At 33.3% G+C, this 20,711-nt stretch carries 13 protein-coding genes; 12 read left to right on the plus strand and 1 reads right to left on the minus strand.

Annotation, left to right across the window (positions count from 1 at the left end):
• Positions 1 to 53 precede the first annotated feature (53 nt).
• From KQI68_RS02465 to KQI68_RS02485, 5 genes are all read left to right on the plus strand, one after another.
• Entirely contained in the window at positions 54 to 5,807 is a 5,754-nt protein-coding gene (locus KQI68_RS02465) for a G5 domain-containing protein (RefSeq protein WP_216548548.1), read from the plus strand.
• 506 nt (positions 5,808 to 6,313) lie between these two features.
• Positions 6,314 to 7,033 carry a class B sortase gene (gene srtB, locus KQI68_RS02470; RefSeq protein WP_216548549.1) on the plus strand — a complete coding sequence of 240 codons (720 nt, stop codon included), beginning with the start codon at positions 6,314 to 6,316 and terminating at the stop codon, positions 7,031 to 7,033.
• 1,098 nt (positions 7,034 to 8,131) lie between these two features.
• A complete protein-coding gene (gene nadC, locus KQI68_RS02475) occupies positions 8,132 to 8,983 on the plus strand; it encodes a carboxylating nicotinate-nucleotide diphosphorylase (RefSeq protein WP_216548550.1) in 852 nt (283 codons plus the stop codon).
• A gap of 256 nt (positions 8,984 to 9,239) precedes the next feature.
• Positions 9,240 to 10,493 carry a UV DNA damage repair endonuclease UvsE gene (uvsE, locus tag KQI68_RS02480; protein WP_216548551.1) on the plus strand — a complete coding sequence of 418 codons (1,254 nt, stop codon included), beginning with the start codon at positions 9,240 to 9,242 and terminating at the stop codon, positions 10,491 to 10,493.
• A 54-nt stretch (positions 10,494 to 10,547) separates the two neighbouring features.
• A complete protein-coding gene (locus KQI68_RS02485) occupies positions 10,548 to 11,843 on the plus strand; it encodes a CAP and S-layer homology domain-containing protein (protein WP_216548552.1) in 1,296 nt (431 codons plus the stop codon).
• Between the two features lie 529 nt (positions 11,844 to 12,372).
• On the opposite strand, the gene KQI68_RS02490 is transcribed toward KQI68_RS02485, so the two are convergent.
• On the minus strand, positions 12,373 to 13,413 hold the full coding sequence (locus KQI68_RS02490; protein ID WP_216548553.1) for an AraC family transcriptional regulator: 1,041 nt from the start codon (positions 13,411 to 13,413) through the stop codon (positions 12,373 to 12,375).
• Positions 13,414 to 13,881: 468 nt separating this feature from the next.
• On the opposite strand from KQI68_RS02490, the gene KQI68_RS02495 reads away from it, so the two are divergent.
• From KQI68_RS02495 to KQI68_RS02525, 7 genes are all read left to right on the plus strand, one after another.
• Complete coding sequence (locus KQI68_RS02495) at positions 13,882 to 15,156, plus strand: SLC13 family permease (protein ID WP_216548554.1); 1,275 nt, start codon at positions 13,882 to 13,884, stop codon at positions 15,154 to 15,156.
• A 29-nt stretch (positions 15,157 to 15,185) separates the two neighbouring features.
• Positions 15,186 to 16,085 carry a L(+)-tartrate dehydratase subunit alpha gene (gene ttdA, locus KQI68_RS02500; RefSeq protein WP_216548555.1) on the plus strand — a complete coding sequence of 300 codons (900 nt, stop codon included), beginning with the start codon at positions 15,186 to 15,188 and terminating at the stop codon, positions 16,083 to 16,085.
• Positions 16,082 to 16,690 (plus strand): L(+)-tartrate dehydratase subunit beta, encoded by a 609-nt coding sequence (gene ttdB, locus KQI68_RS02505; protein ID WP_216548556.1) that lies wholly within the window; start codon positions 16,082 to 16,084, stop codon positions 16,688 to 16,690. Before ttdA ends, ttdB begins: the two co-directional genes overlap by 4 nt.
• 521 nt (positions 16,691 to 17,211) lie before the next feature.
• Positions 17,212 to 18,144: a S41 family peptidase gene (locus KQI68_RS02510; protein ID WP_216548557.1), complete on the plus strand. Its 933-nt coding sequence runs from the start codon at positions 17,212 to 17,214 to the stop codon at positions 18,142 to 18,144.
• A gap of 200 nt (positions 18,145 to 18,344) precedes the next feature.
• Entirely contained in the window at positions 18,345 to 19,265 is a 921-nt protein-coding gene (locus KQI68_RS02515) for a metal ABC transporter substrate-binding protein (RefSeq protein ID WP_216548558.1), read from the plus strand.
• Positions 19,258 to 19,920, plus strand: coding sequence for a metal ABC transporter ATP-binding protein (locus KQI68_RS02520; RefSeq protein WP_216548559.1), 663 nt, complete (start codon positions 19,258 to 19,260; stop codon positions 19,918 to 19,920). Before KQI68_RS02515 ends, KQI68_RS02520 begins: the two co-directional genes overlap by 8 nt.
• Positions 19,913 to 20,704, plus strand: coding sequence for a metal ABC transporter permease (locus KQI68_RS02525; RefSeq protein WP_216548560.1), 792 nt, complete (start codon positions 19,913 to 19,915; stop codon positions 20,702 to 20,704). The genes KQI68_RS02520 and KQI68_RS02525 overlap by 8 nt, the downstream gene beginning before the upstream one ends.
• Positions 20,705 to 20,711 lie beyond the last annotated feature (7 nt).

The raw sequence follows: 20,711 nt of genomic DNA on the forward strand, positions 1-20,711 counted from the left end.
AATTCATAAAATAATGAATATTAAATAATTTTTATTTAGAAGGAGATTTTAGAATGGATAATTTGAAAAAAGTTGTAGATGACAAGAAATTAAAATCTGCAACTAGGGTACCAAAGTATGGAATGAGGAAACTTTCCGTAGGCCTTGTTTCATGTACTCTTGGATTTATTACATTTGCAGCTCCAAATGTAGTAAGTGCACATGTAAATGAGTCAGCTGCAATAGTTGAAAATCACGAAGGCGGTGCGCCAAGTGATGGAGCGGTGGAAAGAGCAGTAAGTGGAACGGATAATGATAAAAATAAAGTTGAAGCAACAACTGCTGATGCTGTAAATACTTCTGGAGCATCAGAAAGTCTATTAAATGAGCCTATTTCAGCGGAAAAAGCAGCAGAAAAGCCTGTAGAACCAGAAGAGCCAGTTGAAACTGAAAAACCAGTTCAACCAGTTGACCCAGCTGAAGCTGTAGAAGAAAAATCTACTGATAAGGAAAAGGCTCCAGAAGGCGCAGCAGGAGCAGCTCTTGAACTAAGCGCTGAAGAGACACCTCAGCCATTAGGAGCTACTGCTGAGGACACTGAAACTCCTGCAACTACAGCAGGAACAACTGGAGAAACATCTGATGAAAATAAAACATCTAAAGAATATAAGCAATCTGATATTGTAAAAGATGAAAAAGTAATTACTGAGGGCAAAGGCTATAGGCAAAGTGAGATAGCTGGTCAAGGTAATAAGATTAAGGTTATTAACGAGGATCTTGGCAATGAAAAAGAAGGTGTACGTGTAGAAGTTCAGAATCCTTCTCCAACATCTCCTGATAAAAAATCTTTTGGTGTCGAGGTAAACATTGACAAGAAAAAAGCTGACAGGACTTATAATGGTTTCTTAATTACTGATTCCGCAAGAGGACCAAGTGTTGAAAGTGAAGGGGGATTTCTAGACCCTGGCCAAACACTCCCTACAAATACTGAGGATACTGTAACCTATAAGCCTGACTCAACAGGTGGTGAAATATATGCAGGAAGACAAACAAAGTTTGATTATATATCTAATGAAAAGGATAGAAAACATTTAGCTAATAAGGATACTGGAAAAACTACCCTAGCTTGGCAAGGGAAATACACTGATCCAAATCCAAATAAGAAGATGTTTGATGGAAGTAACTTTGAAGTCTCTGTAGGTGTCAACCCTTACCCAAACGAAAACAAAGATTTAAGTCTTATTGGAATTGGTGGGACTACTACAATAAATAAAGTCCCTGTTAAAAATCAATACATTGTATCTGATGCTAATATAACAAACGCAGGGGATGAAGATTACACTCGTTTAGTAGGAGAAGTTTACCATCCAGATGAAGACATACTAGTAAATGGAGCTCAGGCTTTAATTGTAAATGCTACTAATATTGAAGAACTTAAAAATGCTACAGGTAATAACAATCTATCTGTAGGTCAAATAGTATTTAAAATGCCTAAAGGTGCCCTTCAAGGTGATGATTCTATCTTCAATGATGATAAATTTAAGGGAGTACAAAATCTTAGAGCAAAATTCTTTGCAAGACCAAGAACAAAAGAAGAATTTCAAAAAGCTGCTTTAACCGAAGATTATAACGATGTATTTGCTTATGAATCTACAGGTGCAGGTACTAAGGTTATAAACCACAACGGAACTGAAGTTACAATCGACAAGCAAGGTATAGATCGTTACGACCACTACAACCTAATCGGTGAAATGACTATCAACCTTGATGACACTAAGAATTATGATCAAACCTTTAACAGAATCCAAAGCAAAGACGATACTGCCTATTCAAACACTGTAACACCAGGCGGATCTATTAATCTTAAGATAAATTCACCATCAGGAAAAGAAGGCGATCCTTCTAAGTCTTACGAGGATATGAAGAACGCTAAGGCTAATGGACTAGCAGATGGTAAGATTCTTGAAGAATTTAAAAAACAGGCAGAGGCCAAAGGTTGGAAGGTAGAAACAAAAAAAGACAACCCATCAGAGTTTACAGTAACAGCTCCAGCTGATGCTAGACCTGGGGACACTATGTATCTACCAATTGAGTATAAGTATACAAATGGTTCTAAGGACTACCATTCTTTTTACTTTGTAGTCAAAGAAACAAACAACGTTAAACCAGAATACCACGCAGAAGTTGGCTTCCAAGGTGATACCCTTACAAATACACCAGAAGTAGAACTAAGCGACAAAGCTGACATCAACAATCCAGAATCATACGAACTTGTACCTGGAACTTATACTGACGACAAGGGTAATGTATGGAAAGATGTTACTATTGATAAAGATACTGGTGTAGTAACAGCAAAAGTACCAGATGGTGAAGGTGTTAAGATAATTGGTGGAGAGAATGTCTTTATACCAGTAAAAGTTAACTACACAGACAAGCTAACTGGCGAAGCTAAGACAGAAATTGTTAAAGCACAATTTATAGCAAGACCTAAATATAAAGCAACTGTAAAAGATGAAGATATAAAAGATATACCATTCGCTTCAAAAGAAGAATTTGATGAAACAATTCCTCTTGGAGAAATAAGAGTAATCAATCCAGGTAAGGCTGGTAAGGAAAAGACAGTCTTTGAACAAGATGTTGTAAATGGCAAAAAAGGACTTATCGACCCAGAAACAGGTAAATTCACAGAAGGCGAAAACCTATTTAGAAAAGTTACAACAACTATCGAAGAAAAAGAAGATAGACTTGTAAAAGTTGGTGTAAAACCAGCAGAAAAAACTATTACAATACCTCACACAACAGAATATGTGGTAGACCCTACGCTCAAACCAGGTGAAGAAGTCTATGAAGAGGGTTGGGATGGAGAAATCACTGTTAAGACTACAAGAAATCCAGATACTGGTGAAATTACCATCACAAAAGAAGAAACCCTTGCTATGCAACCAATGAAGATAAGAGTTGGAGCTTATGAACATAAAAATGACATTCCATTTGATACTACTGTTATAACTGATGATAACTTGCCAGCAGGTACAAAAGAAGAAACTGGTGGTGTAGTTGGAAAGACAGAAACAAAAGTAACTCCAGCTAAGATTGCCGATATGGATGACATGATGAACACAATCGGCGAAGACAACTTCTTAAAACATGATAAAGAACACCAAGTAATGAACCTACCAAACTACGAAGCAATCGCTAATTACATGGTAGAAAAAGGCTATTGGGATGCTGATAAGGTTACAAAAACTACAGATGAGTATGGCAATGTAACTGCAGCATCATATAATGGAGAAAGTTTTGAAGACCTTCTAAACTTTGACTCTAAGAACAGACCGCAAGGTAAAGCTTTGGTTAAAGGTAAAGTAGAAACAAAAACAATTACTGAAAAACAAGATAAGGTAATCAAAGTTGGCACAAAGACAGAAGGAACTGTAGTAGATACAGATGAAATACCATTCAAAGTCAAAGTTGAAAAAGACCCATCACTTAAGAAAGGTGAATGGAAATACAAGAAGGATGAAAACGGCGAAGACCTATCTGGTAAGGTTGGTACAAACAAGAAAACTTGGACAATTGTAAACTCTAAGGTAGTTGGAGAACCAAAGGTTGAAGAAACTAAGCCAGTAGATGCAGTTATCCTAGTTGGTGAAGAAGACTTCACAGGTACAGTAACCCACGATGTTACAGAAGAACTACCATTTACTGTAAAAGTTGTTGAAGACCCTACAATGGATAAGGGAACTCACAAGGTAGAGCAAGAAGGTCAAAAAGGCTCTAAGACAACAACCTACACTCAAAATATCAAAAATGGTGCTGCTGATGGTGAGATGACAAGTGCTGTTGATGAAACTAAGACAGTTCAACCAATTGAGCACATCATTAAGGTTGGTACAAAACCATTAAAGGGCGAAAGTACAGTAACAACTACAAACAAAAAACCATTTGATGTAGAAATCAAGTATGACAATACAAAACCAATAGGATTTGTAGAAGAAACTGGCGGAACACCAGGAGAAGAATCAACTACAACAAAGGTAACAAGCGAAGACGGAAAAGTTACTTCTGGCGATTCAACTACAACTGAAACAACTGCTCCAGTTAAGAAGGTCATTACTGTAGGTACAAAGAACTACACAGGTAAATTCGAATATGAACATGAAAATGTAGATCCATTTGAAACAACAATAGAATTCGACAACACAATGAAAGCTGGCGAATCTAAGGTTACTACTCAAGGTGTAAATGGAAAATCTACAACAAAGGTTACTCAAGAATTTGAAAATGGTACACTAAAAGACAAAAATGTTGAAACAACAGAAACTGTCAAGAAAGTAAACCAAGTAATCAAAGTAGGCACAATGACTGAAGGCACTCATAGCCATACAGAAGAATTACCATTCGAATATACTGTAGAATACGATCCGAAAATTGAAGCTGGTAAGTATAAAATTGTAAGACCTGGTTCAAAGGGATCAAGAACTACGGAATGGACAATTAAGAATTCTGAAGTTGTAGGAGAACCAAAAATAACTGCTGAAACACCTGCTACAAATGCAGTTATTAAAGTAGGGAATAAAGATTTTGTTGGAAAGATTGAACACACTGAAAAAATTCAGACTCCATTTGAAACTGAATATATTTATGATAAAAATCTTGATGCTGGAGAAACTATAGTAGTAAGTGAAGGTACACCAGGTTCTAAAAATATCACTTATACTCATGACATTAAAAATGGTGCTCAAGATGGAGAAACTAAAAAGACTGAATCAATTGTAGTAGAAGCTAAAAATAGAGTTGTAAAAATCGGAATTAAGCCAGTTACAAAAACAATTGAAATTCCTCATGACACAGAGTATGAATTAGATCAAAACCTAGAATTTGGAAAAACAGAAACTGTCACTGAAGGTAAAGTTGGCAGTAAGATTATTACAACTAAGTTCAACAAAGAAACAGGAAAGATTGAAGTCTCTGAAGAAGATGTTGCCCCTACTAACAAGAAAGTTAAGATAGGTGCTAAGACTGATGGTAAGGTAACTGTTACTGATGAGATAATGTATGAAACAGAGATCATATATGATGACACTATGGCAGCTGGAGAAGAAAAGGTAGATCAAGAGGGCGAAAAGGGATCAAAAACGACAACTATAACTATCAAAAATTCAAAAGAAGAAGATAGAAAAGTTGAAGTTAAAGAAGCTAAGAAGAGAATCGTAAGAGTCGGTACTCTATGTAAAGTTCCTGAAAATCCTAATAAACCAGTTGAACCTGGCAAGGAAGATCCAGTTAATCCAGGAGGAAATACTCCAAGTAATCCTGAAAAACCTAATCCAGGAGAAAATGATCCAACAAAGCCAGTTGATCCTGTTAATCCAAGCAATCCAACAGAACCAAGTAATTCAACAGAACCAGTTAGTCCAACACCTGATAAGCCAGTTACACCTACACCAAGCACACCAATTGTGCCAGGAGAAACTCCAAATAATCCAGTAGAGACATCATCTACTCCAGGGGAAACTCCAAGCACACCTGCTGAGACTCCATCTACTCCAGCAGAAACTCCAAGTGCTGAGGAAAGTGTTGAGGAAAAAACTGAAGAAACTGTAGAAAACATTGAAAAAGTTGAAGAAGCTAACAAGGACAATGAACTTGACAGTGCAATTAGGTCAAAGGGCAGAGAAACTGACAGTGCGAGAAACAAAAAGTCAAAATCTATAACTGATAATCCAAAGACTTATGATGCAGGCGTTGCAGGATATGCAGGTTTAGGTGGATTTGCATCTGCACTACTTGCTGCTTTTGAAATGAAGAGAAGAAAGAAAAATAAATAATCAAAGATAATTAATCTATGATTAGAATTTTGGGACTATTCTAGGGGATAGTCCCTTTACATATTGATGTGTTGATTTTGTGTGATTGGGAATTATAATGTTTTCTAATATGGAATGTTTAGGGGAGCTTGCTGCTTGCCTTGTAGGGCTGTCCTTGCAAATGACAAAGTATCAAAAGAAGCAGAAAACCCTAAGAGTAGATTGCTGAGTTTTTAAGAAATAGGAACAGTTTCAAGGAATAGGAAGAGGGACAGTCCCAAGTTATATGAAGATTTCAATTAAAAACATTAAAACTTCTAGTGTGTTTATTTTATTATTAACTTCTGTGACAGTCCCAAAAATTGGAAGCAGTCTCAAGGAATAGGAAGAGGGACAGTCCCAATTTATATAAAGATTTCAATGAAAAACATTAAAACTTCTAGTGTGTTTATTTTATTATCAACTTCAGGGACAGTCCCCAAGCCTTCGAAGGAGTTCCAAAATAAAAATAGCCCAAAGGAGGGTAAATGAAAAATAAAATTATTATAGCAGTAGAGATTTGCCTTGTTCTAATTATTGCCTTTTCAGGTTTTAAAATTTATTCCTACCACAAGGACAATAAAGAATTTCAGGCAACTCATGCTGAGCTAAAAGAGAATTTAAACAGTTTAGATACAAGTGAAGTTAAAATTGAAGACAATAGTGCAAATAAGAAATTAATTGCATTAAATAAGGAATACAATGACATAATCGGATGGATTAAAATCGACGGAACTGATATTGATTTTCCTATTGTGCAAGCTAAGGACAATGATTTTTACCTCGACCATAATTACAAGGGCGAGTATCATCCCTTTGGAGAGGTATTTATGGATGCGAGAAATTCTTATGATTTTTCTGATCAAAACACGATTTTATATGGTCACAATGTGAGAAGTGGTCATATTTTTCACGATTTAGAAAAATTTAAGGAGCAAAGTTTTAGAGATAATTATCCTGATATTGTTCTTGAAACTTTAGATGGCAAGAAAATTTATGAAATTGTGGCGGTTTATCCTGCAAATGTAAATGATGATTACAGAAATCCAAATTATGATAGTGAAGAATGGCAAGTGTTTAGAAAATTTGTAGAGGAAAGAAATTTATTAAATAATAAACTACCTGAAGAGAATGAAAAAATTCTAACTCTTTCAACATGTTCTGATGATAAGGACAGACTTGCAATACATGCGAAATTAGTTAATTGAATAAAATTTTTAGAAACTCTCTAGGGAACTGGAGAGTTTTTTTATTTTCATGTAAAGGGGCTGTCCTTTGCAATTAATTTTAAAGTTATTGGTTATAATATCTTGTGAGAATGAAATGTTGATTGAGTAAAAAGGGCTGTCCCTTACGTCTGGTATTCCCAAGTTTTTGTAAACTTTTCAATCTACATAAAAGAGGACAGCCCCTTCATAACTTTTTACATCTTGAATTAAATTAATTTTATTTCCAAGGAACTTTTTGTTTCTTATATAGAAGGGACAGCCCACAATCATAAAATTAGGGCAGAATTGCAATTCACGCAATATTAAAATAGCTCTCTGGAAAAAGCAGGAGAGTTTTTTTCATGTAAAGGAGCTGTCCTTTGCAATTAATTTTAAAGTTATTGGTTATGATATCTTGTGAGAATGAAATGTTGATTGAGTAAAAAGGGCTGTCCCTTACGTCTGGTATTCCCAAGTTTTTGCAAACTCTTCAATCTACATAAAAGAGGACAGCCCCTTTATAACTTTTTACATCTTGAATTAAATTAATTTTATTTCTAAGGGACCTTTTGTTTCTTACATAGAAGGGACAGCCCTCAATCATAAAATTAGGGCAGAATTGCAATTCACGCAATATTAAAATAGCTCTCTGGCAAAAGTTGGAGAGTTTTTTTCATGTAAAGGGGCTGTCCTTTGCAATTAATGTTAAAGTTTATTCGTTATAATATCTTGTGAGAATGAAATGTTGATTGAGTAAAAAGGGCTGTCCCTTACATCTGGTATTCCAAGTTTTGCAAACTTTTCAATCTACATAAAAGAGGACAGTCCCTTTATAACTTTTATATTCAAAATTATGCAGATATACTTCAAGAAATCAGAATAGGGACAGTCCCAAAAATTAAGGACAGTTTCAAATTATGCAGACAGCCCTAAAGGGCAGCCTGCTGAGTTTTAAGAAATAAAAACAGTCTCTGAAAATTAGGGGCAGCCTGCTGAGTTTTAATCCAATACAGTTTCAAACATTCATTTTTTCAATACTCTATTTTATTTGTTATAATATAATTAGTTTTAGTTGAATGTTTATTAAAAGGAGTACACATGTTAAATTTATTTGCTGATGAAATTATTATAAATGCAATTAAGGAAGATATTACAAATGCAGATTTATCCACTGAATCAATTTATATAGACGATAGAGATGCAGAGGTAGAACTTATTGCAAAAGAGGATGGAATTATTGCAGGTCTTGATGTTTATAAGAGAGTTTTTGAAATTATTGCTGATTCATACAAATCTCATGTAACTTTTCAAGAATTTGCAAAAGATGGAGATGAAGTAAAAAACAAAGATGTCCTAATGAAAATTAAATCCACTGTCAAAGTTTTGCTTTCTTCTGAACGTGTGGCACTAAATCTTTTGCAAAGAATGTCTGGCGTTGCAACTTATGCAAATAAATTAGTTAAAGCTCTTGATGATGAAAATATCAAAATCGTAGACACTAGAAAGACTACTCCAGGTCTTAGAATTTTAGAAAAGTACGCAGTTAGAGTTGGCGGTGCAAATAACCACAGATACAATCTTTCTGATTGCATCATGCTTAAAGACAATCACGTTGCGGCAAGTGGCGGTGTCAAAGAAGCTATCGAAAGGGCGAGAGCTTATGCTCCTTTTACTGTTAAAATTGAAGTTGAAACTGAAAATTTAGAAATGGTCAGAGCTGCTGTGGAAGCTGGTGCTGATATTATTATGCTTGATAATATGGATATCGAGATGACAAAAGAAGCCATTGAAATAATCGATGGCAGAGCGACAATTGAAGCCAGTGGAAATATAACTCTTGAAAATATTAAAAGATATAGAGATATAGCTGTCGATGTGATTTCTTCAGGTGCAATCACTCACTCTGCAGGCATCTTAGATCTTTCAATGAAAAATCTTAAAATAAATTAATAAGTTTAGGTAATATAATTTTTACAAATATATTACCTAATTTTTATTTATAGGGAGCATTTATAAAGTAAAATATATATTATGAAAAAAGTTTTTAAAATTTTAGGAATCATATTTTTTGTATTTTTAATCTTAGCAATCATAATCACTACATACATAACAGGAAAATCTGTATTTGACTTTGCTAAAAAAGATACAGTGGGGGTATAAAGGATTGTAGGAGATTTTCAGAAAAAAATAGATTAGTTGGTGAGAAATGACAATAGGATATGCTTGTCTAACAGTTGGGGTTTTAAGTGTTAAGTTTAAAACTTGCAGAAAAGACAATGTTACAGATGAAAAATTAATAGAGTTAATAGATTATAATTTAGCATCCCTTGAAAATATGTTGGATTATAATATTAAAAATAACATAAAACTTATGAGAATATCTTCAGACATTATACCTTTTGGATCCCATGAGGTAAATAAAATTAAGTGGTGGGAAATTTTTAGCGACAAGATTTTTGAAATTGGAGAGTTGGCAAAGAATAATGGAATTAGACTTTCAATGCACCCTGGTCAATACACTGTGATTAATTCTCCTAGAGAAGATGTTGTTGAGAGAGCTTTTAAAGATTTGGAGTATCATAATAGGTTTTTAGATGCGTTAAATTTAGATTCTACCAATAAAATAATTTTACACATTGGTGGGGCTTATGGCGACAAGATTAAGTCGATTGATAGATTCTGTGAGAATTATCAAAAACTTGATGATGGAATAAAAGATAGGCTTGTAATAGAAAATGATGACAAGATTTATAATATTTCTGAAGTTTTAGAAATTGGGAATAGACTTAACATTCCCGTTGTTTATGACAATCTTCACAATGCAGTAAACCCCTATGATGACAAATCTGATGGTTATTATGTAAGAGAAGCTAATAAAACTTGGGGTAAAAAAGATGGTGTGCAAAAGGTGCACTATTCTCAGCAAGATAGGGATAAAAAATCTGGCTCACACTCTAGTACAATTGATTTAAGGGAATTTCATGATTATTACAAAGAAGTCTCTGGAGATAAAATCGACATTATGCTTGAAGTTAAGGATAAAAATTTATCTGCAGTTAAATGCAATAATTTGGTCGGTAGCAAAAAGATTAAAAAACTTGAAGATGAATGGGCGAAATATAAGTACTTGGTTCTTGAACATTCGCCTAAGATTTATAATGATATAAGAAATTTGTTAAAAGATAAAAGTTACTATCCGGTGATTGAATTTTATGATTTAATTGATGAAGCTTTAAAGATTAAGCTAAGTGCAGGTCATATAGTAAACGCAGCTGAACACATCTGGGGATATTTTAAAGACGGTGAAGATGAGAAGTCTAGACTTAAATACAAAAGAGAGCTGAAGAAAGTTTCCGAAGGTAAGTCTTCTAATAAATTAAAGAGAATGCTGTTTGAACTTTCTATTATATACAATAATAAGTATCTGCTGGAAAGCTTGTATTTTAAGGATATTATTTAAATTATTAAAATTATCTATGATATAATAAATATTATCTAAAGCTAAGGAGGAAATATGAAAAAAATATGTAGAGTGCTTGCTCTTGTGCTAGTTTTTGCTGGAGTTTTTCAAGTGATGCCAGTTAGTGCAAATGCAAATGTATCAAAAGATGAGAAGATAAACACTTTAAAAGAGAGAGGAATTGTAAAGGGATATCCAGATGGAAGTCTTGGACTTGATAAAAACATCAAGCGTTCAGAAATTGCCTCACTTCTTGTGAATTTAAGTGGAAATGCTGAAATGGCAAAGACTGCTGGAAGTGATGTGTTTAGCGATGTTAAAAAAACTCACTGGGCATATGGAGTAATTGATGTGGCTTCAAAGCTAGAAAACCAAAAGGGCAATAAGCTTATCAACGGTTATCCAGATGGAACATTTAAACCAGACAATGAAATTACAAATGCTGAAATTATTAAGATTTTAGTTTCTTTAAAGAAAACTGATTTAACTGAAAAAGATATTGCAGATGCAATTTGGCCAAACTCTTGGGTTTTATGGGGATCTGATGCAAATATCATCGGCAAGAGTGCTGGAGTTACAAACTTAAATGTGCGTGATGCTGCAAAGCGTGGAGATGTTTTTGCAATGATTTACAACACAATTTATGATGAAAATAAAAATCCAATAACTAATCAATTTAAGTTGGGTGGAAATGCAGTTGTAAACAGCGTGAATACAAGTGCTCAAAATAAAAGTGTTACAAATGAAGTAAAGAAGGAAGATGGAAAGCTGGACTTAGCAAGCGAAGTTAATGGATTTAACGATGGGAGCAAATTCAATCACTCTGCTTTTGAAAATAAATTTATTGAACTTGTAAATGCAGACAGAGCGAAGCTTGGACTTCATGCAGTTAAGCTTGGTGGAGACCTTGAAAGAGGAACACTTCAAAGATCTAAGGAGCTTGCAGAAAATGGAAATATCAGAGTAAATGGAAAGAGCCATGTGAGACTTGATGGTTCATCTTTTGATACTGTACTAGATTATTTACAACCAAGAATAGAATACACAGCAAAGGGCGAAAATCTTTTGTCAATTCCTGAAAATGTGTATGCAAATGCTTCAAGAGATAATTTAAATATTGCTAAGTCTCCTGGAAAATTAGCAGAAGAATGTTATCAAATCTGGTGGAATTCTCCAAATCACAGAGACAATATGATGAATAAGGATTTTGATTATATTTCAGTGAAGATTCAAACAGCTTTAAAGGATGGAGACCCTAAGGGACTTTATACAGTTGCAACTACACTTTTTAGAAGTGAGTATGATGGGAATTCTAATACAAGCAATGGAAATGTAAGTCTATTTGAATAATTTTAATGAGGTGGATGGATTTTTCTATCCACTTTTTTATTATTCTTATGAGGACAGCCCCTTTTAATATTATTAAGTTTCTTTTTAAAAAATTTAATTATCCCATTTTTTCTATTTATAGATTACAAGGGACAGCCCTCGAAGCTTCATTAGTGGGGACTGCTGCGTGCCTTTGGGTATCCCTGATCGAGTTAGCAAAGGGACCGTCCCCATTTTTGGGAAAGAAAGAATAATAAAGAGGGCAAAAATAACTAAGCAAGAGGGCTGCCTTTTAATGGTAGCGAGATGAGTGTCGAAGACACGAGATGAGCGGTTTTCACAATGAAAGCGACTGAAAGGAGCTTGAGTTGATGAAAAACCTTATCCAGGGAGCGAATAAAATGCGACTGGATAAGGAGCATTTTAGAGCGAGTCGGAAATGGTAGCAAATTTTAATTTGCATTCTTAACGCCGATTAATGAGCGTATCAAAATTAGAGGCGATGAAAAACCAACGGCACAGCGAGGACTGTCCGCAAAATTTTTTAAAATCACTCATCTATCTTATTTTCCAAAGCTTCAATAATCTCTCTATAAATATCACGTCTCAACTTATCAGAATCTTCTCTAATAATTTTAAAATTATTTTTCTCTTCACTATTCCAAAAATCTCTTGCTTCAATCCAAGCTGCATTATCTTCACTGAGAAAAACTTTTTTAAACTCCGCATCTATTTCAAGGGTGTCTTTATCTAAACTTTCCCTATACTCACTTGGTGATCTGCCAAAACTTTCCTTAAAAGCTTTGTTAAATGCTCTCACATTTGCAAATCCATGCTCTAAGGCGATGTCAGTAATTTTCTTCTCGCTTTGTTTTAAATCTTTTGTCGCCATGGAAAGTCTCTTTCTCAAGAGATATTCTGTAAATGTAACCCCCACAGACTCGCTAAATATTTCTGATGTATAATTTGGATGATATCCCGCAAGTTTTGCCAAGTCATTTAAATTAATTTTCTTTTTATAATTTTTATCCAAATAATCGATAAGCTTTCTAATATTTTCATCTTTGTTGTTAGAATTTTTATCTTCAATTAACACTTCTGTTAATTCTGCAAAATTTTCAATGGATTCAAATAAAATTTTCTCTGTGGCTTGATTTCTCTTTAATACATTTGCTAGATTTTCGCAAGAAAAGGAATCAACAATATCTGCAAAACTTTTTTTAATTGTTTTTGCAGCTTTGCTATTTCTTGAAAATTCATCTGTAGCCATATTCCATCGATATTTGTCCCTATTTTCATAGTATAAATCTAAAATTTTTGGATTGAAATGAAGTACTAGGGCAATTGTTCCCTTTTCTTTGGAAAGTGTAGCATGACCAGAGTTGGAATCTATAAAGCAAATATCTCCTTTTGATAATCTATAAACTTTGCCATCATAGCAAGCTTCGAGCTTACCAGAAAGAACTACAAGACATTCCACATCATCGTGCCAATTGTAATTAAATGCACCAACGTAATAGGCGTAACATTCAATTTTATATTTTTTATTTGTATCCCCTACTAAATAATAGGAATAATTTAACTCTCTCATAATATACCTCATGCTTATTTTATCATAAATAAACAAAATTTATTTGTTTTAGTGGAAGAGGACAGCCCCTTTTAAAATATTTAAATTTAATTTTAATAAATTTATAAAAAGATTAATTCTTCTCATTAACGACAAGGGACAGCCCTCAAGAAGATTCAATCTTCTGCTTAATTAAAAAATTCAACAATTATATTTTTCCTAATCTGAATTTCTTACCATGTTAATTTTTCAGATTTTATTTTTATTAAATTTCAAATAAAATAATCAGAAAATCTCAATGCAATCGCCTTATTCCAATAAATCCTATTTGTAAAATCTTCAGATTTATTCCCGTGAATTCTAAATTATTTTGTCGTCTCATCAAATTAAATTTACTTTCACAGACTAAAATCTCCTTAAAATTTGAGTAGTTTATATTTTTCTATTCCCATATAATTACATCAATACATAAAAAGAGGGGATGAATTTATGAGTACAACTACAATTACAATTGGATTTTTATTATTTGCAGTGATAATGTTTGCATTAGAGAAAATTCCACTATGGGTTACTGCAATGATAGTGGCAGTAGGACTTGCCGTTACAGGTGTTCTTGATCCTAAAGATGCCTTTGCAGGTTTTACAGATACAAATGTATTATTATTTATAGCAATGTTTATAATTGGAGCTGCATTTTTTGAAACTGGAATGGCACAAAAGGTTGGGGGACTAGTTACAAAATTTGCAAAGACAGAAAGACAACTAATCGCAGCAGTTATGATTATAACTGGACTAATGTCAGGCATTTTATCTAACACTGGTACTGCGGCAGTTTTAATTCCAGTTCTTATTGGGATTTCACAATCAACGGGAATTAATCGTTCAAAGATTTTACTTCCACTAGTTTTTGCAGCAGCAATGGGTGGAAATTTAAGTTTAATCGGTGCTCCGGGCAATATGATTGCTCAATCGGCACTTGAAGGAATTAATATGGAGTTCGGATTTTTTGAATATGCAAAGGTAGGTATGCCTGTTCTAATTGTGGGAATTATATTCTTTATTACAGTTGGATACAAACTTCTTCCAGAGCACGATAACAGTTCCTCTGAAGATTCAATTTATTCAGAAGAAAAATCTTACGAAGATGTACCTGAATGGAAGCAATGGGCATCTCTTATAGTTTTAATTCTTACAGTTCTTGCAATGGTATTTGAAAAGCAAATTGGTATCAAACTTTTCGTATCAGCATGGATTGGAGCACTTGCTCTTGTAGTTTTAAAAGTTATATCAAGTGCAGATGCTATTAAATCAATTGACATGAACACAATACTACTTTTTGTAGGTTCTCTTGCTCTTGCAAATGCACTACAAGAAACTGGAACTGGTGAATTAATTGCCAATGCAATTGTTTCAAGACTTGGTGAAAATCCATCACCGACTGCACTTCTTATAATTATCTTTATAATTTGTGCAACACTTACAAACTTTATGTCAAATACAGCGACAACAGCTCTCATGGTTCCGATTTCGCTTTCAATTTCACAGGCAATTGGAGCAGATCCTAGAGCAGTTTTAATGGCAACAGTTATAGCAGGTTCAATGGCTTATGCAACGCCTATTGGAATGCCTGCAAACACAATGGTTTATAACATTGGAGGATATAAGTTTAATGATTATGTAAAGGCTGGACTTCCACTTATAATTATATGTGGAGCAGTTGCATTAATTTTACTTCCAATCTTGTTCCCATTTTTCCCAAATTAAGATTTTATTATTAATGTTAGGAGTTAGATATGAATAAAGAAATGTTACAAGAAAAATTAGTAGAAAACATGGCGGCCTTTGTTGGACTTGTGAGCATGAAACTTCCAAAAGATGTTGAAGACAAATTACATGAACTTTCTGAAAAGGAAACAAGCCCACTTGCAAAGACAATCTACGAAACAATGAAGAAAAATCAAGACCTTGCATGGGAAATGAAAAGACCTAGCTGTCAAGACACAGGAGTGCTACAATTCTTCTGTGAAGTTGGAGAAAACTTCCCACTTAGAGCAAATCTTGAAGAACTTCTAAAAGAAGCAACTTATAAAGCGACAATGGAAACTCCACTTAGACACAATAGTGTAGAGACTTTCCAAGAATACAACACAGGCAAAAATGTTGGTAACGGAACACCTACTGTCTTTGTTAAGATGGTTCCTGATTCAAACAAAGCTAAGATTTACACTTACATGGCAGGTGGTGGATGTTCACTTCCAGGAGCAGGTGTAACTCTAATGCCGGGCGAAGGATACGAAGCAGTTGTGAAATTTATCCTAGACAGAATGACTTCCTATGGACTTAATGCATGTCCGCCACTTCTTGTGGGAGTTGGAATAGGAACTTCTATTGAAACAGCAGCAATGAATTCAAAACTTGCTCTTATGAGAGAAGTTGGATCACATAATGAAGACGAAAGAGCAAGAGACTTAGAAGAAAGACTTGCAGAAGGAATTAATAAAATTGGAATTGGACCACAAGGTTTTGGAGGAGAAAATTCAGTAATGGGAGTTAATATAGTAAACACTGCAAGACACCCAAGCGTTCTTTCTGTTGCTCTAAATGTTGGATGCTGGTCACATAGAAGAGGACTTATTGAATTAGATGAAGAAATGAATTACAAAATATTAAGTCATGAGGGGATAGAATTATGAGTAAAAAAGTTTTAACTACACCAATCTCTGCAGATGATATAAAAGATTTAAAAGTTGGAGATATAATTTATTTAACTGGAAGAATGGTAACTTGTCGTGATGTTGCTCATAGAAGAGTAATTGAAGAAGGGCTTGAACTTCCAGTAGATGTAAAAGACAAAGCAATTCTACACGCTGGACCAATTATTCAAGAAACTGAAGATGGATATGAAATGGTATCTGTTGGACCAACTACTTCAATGAGAATGGAAAAATTCGAAGAAGAATTTATCAAAGAAACTGGAGTAAGGGTGATTATTGGAAAAGGTGGAATGGGCGAAGGCACAGCAAGAGGCTGTAGAGACAACAAGGCAATTCATGTTGTAATCCCTGCAGGTAATGCAGTTTGGGCAGCAACTAGAGTTAAGAAAATTGTAGACGCTCAGTGGAAAGACCTTGGAATGCCTGAGACACTTTGGGTTTGCGATGTAGAAGAATTTGGACCACTTATTGTATCAATTGATAGCGAAGGAAATAATATTTTTGAGATTAATAAAGTTGAGTACAATAAGAGAAAAGATAAAGTATACGAAGACATTATTGAAAATGTTCATTATATAAAATAGCAAAATAGTTAGCATAATATAGAAGGTGGAGATTGTCTTAGGATGATCTCTACTTTTTTTATTTGCCGCTGGAGGGCTGCCCTTTAATGGTAGCGAATAAAATGCGACTGGATAAGGAGCATTTTAAAGCGAGTCGGAAATGGTAGCAAATTTTAATTTACATTCTTTACGCCGATTAATGAGCGTAGCGAAATTAGAGGCAATGAAGAACCAACGGCACAGCGATGGGTGTAAATAAGGAAAAGGGCTGTCCCTTGCCTTCATTTTGAAGTTTTTTCTTAATTATAAATAAATAAGCGAGAAATTTTTTCAATAAAAAGGGGCTGTCCTTTGCTTTTAATGGGCTTGGGATACTCCACAGTGCATGCAGCAGTACCAATATGTTGAGTTATTAATTAAAAAAACATTTTAGAGATAAAAATATTTAATAATAATCACACACTATTTTCACAAGGTACCATTAATTTTACTCACACATCAAAATATTATATAATTTAATTATTCTAAAAAGAAGGTATATTATGAATAAGTTTAAAAAAATTTTATTAGTTCTCACTTTAGTATTTGTTGTAGTTGCGGGATACTTTCTAAAAAATTATGGGCCAAATTTTGGAATTTATATATTCCCTCCTTCAGTAGAAGAATATGTAAATAAAGCTCTAAGAAATATGGACAATGGAATAAATGCAAATACAGAAGAATGGAAAAAAGAAAGGCAGAGAGTTTTAGAAAAGTCCAAGGAATTTAAAAAATTAAAAGATTCTCACGACACTTTAGAAGAAGCCATTAAAGTTGCAGGTGGCAAACACTCTTTTATTATAAGACCAGTGGTGGCAAATAAAAGTGCAAAAAATATAAAGTACCCACTTACACAAATGCTAGAAGAAGAAATACTTTACATTAAACTTCCGCCAATAATGCTTGGAACTGGAGAAGAAAATCAAAAGTATGTAAATACTGTGGCAAGTGAAATTGACAAGGAAAATTACAAGGGCATTGTCGTCGATTTAAGACATAACACTGGTGGAGATATGTATCCAATGATTGCATCTATTGCTTCTCTTTTACCTGATAGAACAATTTTAGAATTTAAAAATTCTGTGGGTCAAAAAACTCCAATTAAAATTAAAGAGGGTCAATTTAAATATTTAAGTGTTTCTGATAAAAAAATTAACAATGTTCCAGTTGCAGTTTTAATTGATAAAATGACTGGAAGCTCAGGAGAGATAACTGCACTTGCTCTTAAAAATATTGAGGGAGTTAAATTTTTTGGAGAGGATTCTGCAGGTTACACTTCAGTTAATTCCACTTTTAATCTATACGATAATTTGATGTTATTTCTTACAACAGCAAGCATAGTTGACAATAATGGAAAAGAATATTTAAATGAGAAAATAAAGCCAGATGTTTATACAAATAATGCTATAAGAGAAGCTTACTACTGGTTGAAGTAAATTTTAGGAACGGTTTGTTAAAAGACCGTTCTTTTTTATTGTTATAAAAAATTTGGATTCACATCAAAAGACTATCTCCTTACTAAAAAATAAAACTTATAAAAGCAAATGAGAATCATTGACATTTAACAAAAATAAGAATATAATTCACAAAGTAAATGGAAATCATTAGCATTATTATTTAAAATTTTGGAGGTATTATGAAAAGAAGATTTTTATTAATTTTAATGTTTTTATCTATATTTTTGACAGCATGTTCAAGTGATTCTGCTCAAAAAAAAGAAGATACTAGTTCAAATAAAAAAGTCGTCTATGCAACTTTCTTCCCAGTTTATGATTTGTCAAAGAGAATTATAGGCGACAAGATGGAAATTAAAACAATAATTAAAGGTAATCAAGAGCCACATGATTTTGAACTTCAAACTCAAGATATGGTGAATATTTCTAAGGCGGATTTAATTATCTACAATGGTGCAAATATGGAAAGTTTTATTCCAAGTTTAATGGACACAGTTAAAGATGATTCTAAATTCTTAGATTTATCTTCTAATTTAAGTCTACTTGCAAAAAGAGATGAACTTTCTAAGGACGATGTTAGAGTTAATCCTCATACTTGGCTTAGCATAAAAAATGCAATTGTTGAATTAAATGAAATCTACGAAAAAGTTTCGGAAATAGATCCCGAAAACAAAGATTATTACAAAGAAAACTTGGGCAAGTCTGTAAAAGAATTTGAGGCTTTAGATAATAAATTTCAAGAGGAACTTTTAAAAGTTAAAAGTGATGAAAAATACTTTGTAGTTTCACATGCTGCTTTTAATTATCTTGCAAAAGATTATGGCTTAAAACAAGTTGCTGTTACAGGAATTTCTCCTGAGGAAGAGCCATCTGCTAAGCAATTAAAAGAAATTGCAGACTTTGTTGAAAAACACAATATTAGCACAATATTTTTTGAAGGAAAGGCAACACCAAAAGTTGCAGAAACACTTGCAAAGACAACTAATACAAAGACTGACACAATTTATACTATGGAAAGTCTTACTGACGAAGAAGCAGAAATGGGTTATCTAAAATTAATGGAATTAAATTTAGAAGCTTTGGTGAAATCTTTTAATGAATAATATTCTTGAAATAAAAAATCTAAACTTTGCCTACGAAGATAAAAATATTTTAATAGATATTAATCTTGAAGTTTCAAAAGGAAGCTTTACTGCTCTTATTGGAAAAAATGGTGCAGGAAAATCAACTCTCTTAAATTTAATACTCGGTAATTTAAAAAATTTTTCTGGTGAAATTATTTTATTTGGCGATGATATAAATAAAAATAATCATCATGCAGATATTGCGTATATTTCACAAAATAAAAGTCAAGGGTATAAAAATTTTCCAACATCTGTAGAAGAGAGTCTGAGAATTCACCTCTCTTTTTTAAAGAAAAAAGATTCTGTAACGAAATATCTTGAAATGGTTGGACTGTTGGAACATAAAAATAAAGCGCTGAGTGAATTATCTGGTGGACAACTTCAGAGATTATCTCTTGCTCTTGCGCTTATAAAAGATGCGAGACTGATACTTTTAGATGAGCCGACAGCAAGTATAGATGATGAGTTTGCAAAAGAATTTTTTAATCTTCTTAAAAGTTTTTCTAAAAATGAAAAGACAATTTTACTGGTCAGTCATGATTTATCAAAGGTTAGAGATTTTGCAGACAAGACTTATGAGATTAAAAATGGAACTCTAAATCTTTTTAGGCAAGGAGAGAATAGAGATGCTTGAAATATTTAAATACGATTTTATGCAAAGGGCATTTATTGTTGGAACGCTTCTTGCAATTATCTTGCCGGCAATAGGAATGACAATTTTATTAAAAAGACTTTCAATGATGGGAGATAGTTTATCTCACGCATCACTTGCTGGAGTGTCCATAGGATTATTTTTAGGGATAAATCCACTGATAGGTTCTGTAATAATTTGCATAGTGGCTGGATTATTTGTGGAATTTATAAGAAATAAACTAAAATCCTATCAAGAAATATCAACTTTAGTTATACTTTCGGCATCTGTTGGTGTTGCTGGAATTTTCTCAAGCCTATCTGGTAGTTCTACAAATATAACCACCTTTTTATTTGGCTCAATTGTAACAATAAGCGATGCAGAATTTTATACAGTTATTTTAATTTCTGCAATAGTCTTAATAACTTATGGACTAATTTATGAAAAATTATATCTAAGTGTGTTTGACAGAGAAGCGGCAAGTTTAATGGGAATTAACACAGCAATTTTAGATTTTGTTTTCACAATACTTAGTGCCATTGCCATTTCCATTGCCGCAAAGACTATTGGGTCGTTAATTGTTTCTTCTCTTCTCGTTATACCAGTAATAACGGCGATGAGTTTTACAAAGACATATAAATCAACTTTAATTGCTTCTGTAATTATGTGCATATTATTTGTATATATAGGTCTTTTTGTTTCATATAGCTTTAATTTACGACCAGGCTCAGTAATAGTTTTAATAGCAGTAGCAAGTTTGATAATTTCTTTAATATTTAAAAAATAGTGGAGGA

Source organism: Peptoniphilus ovalis (assembly GCF_018919265.1).
Lineage (GTDB): Bacteria > Bacillota > Clostridia > Tissierellales > Peptoniphilaceae > Peptoniphilus_A > Peptoniphilus_A ovalis.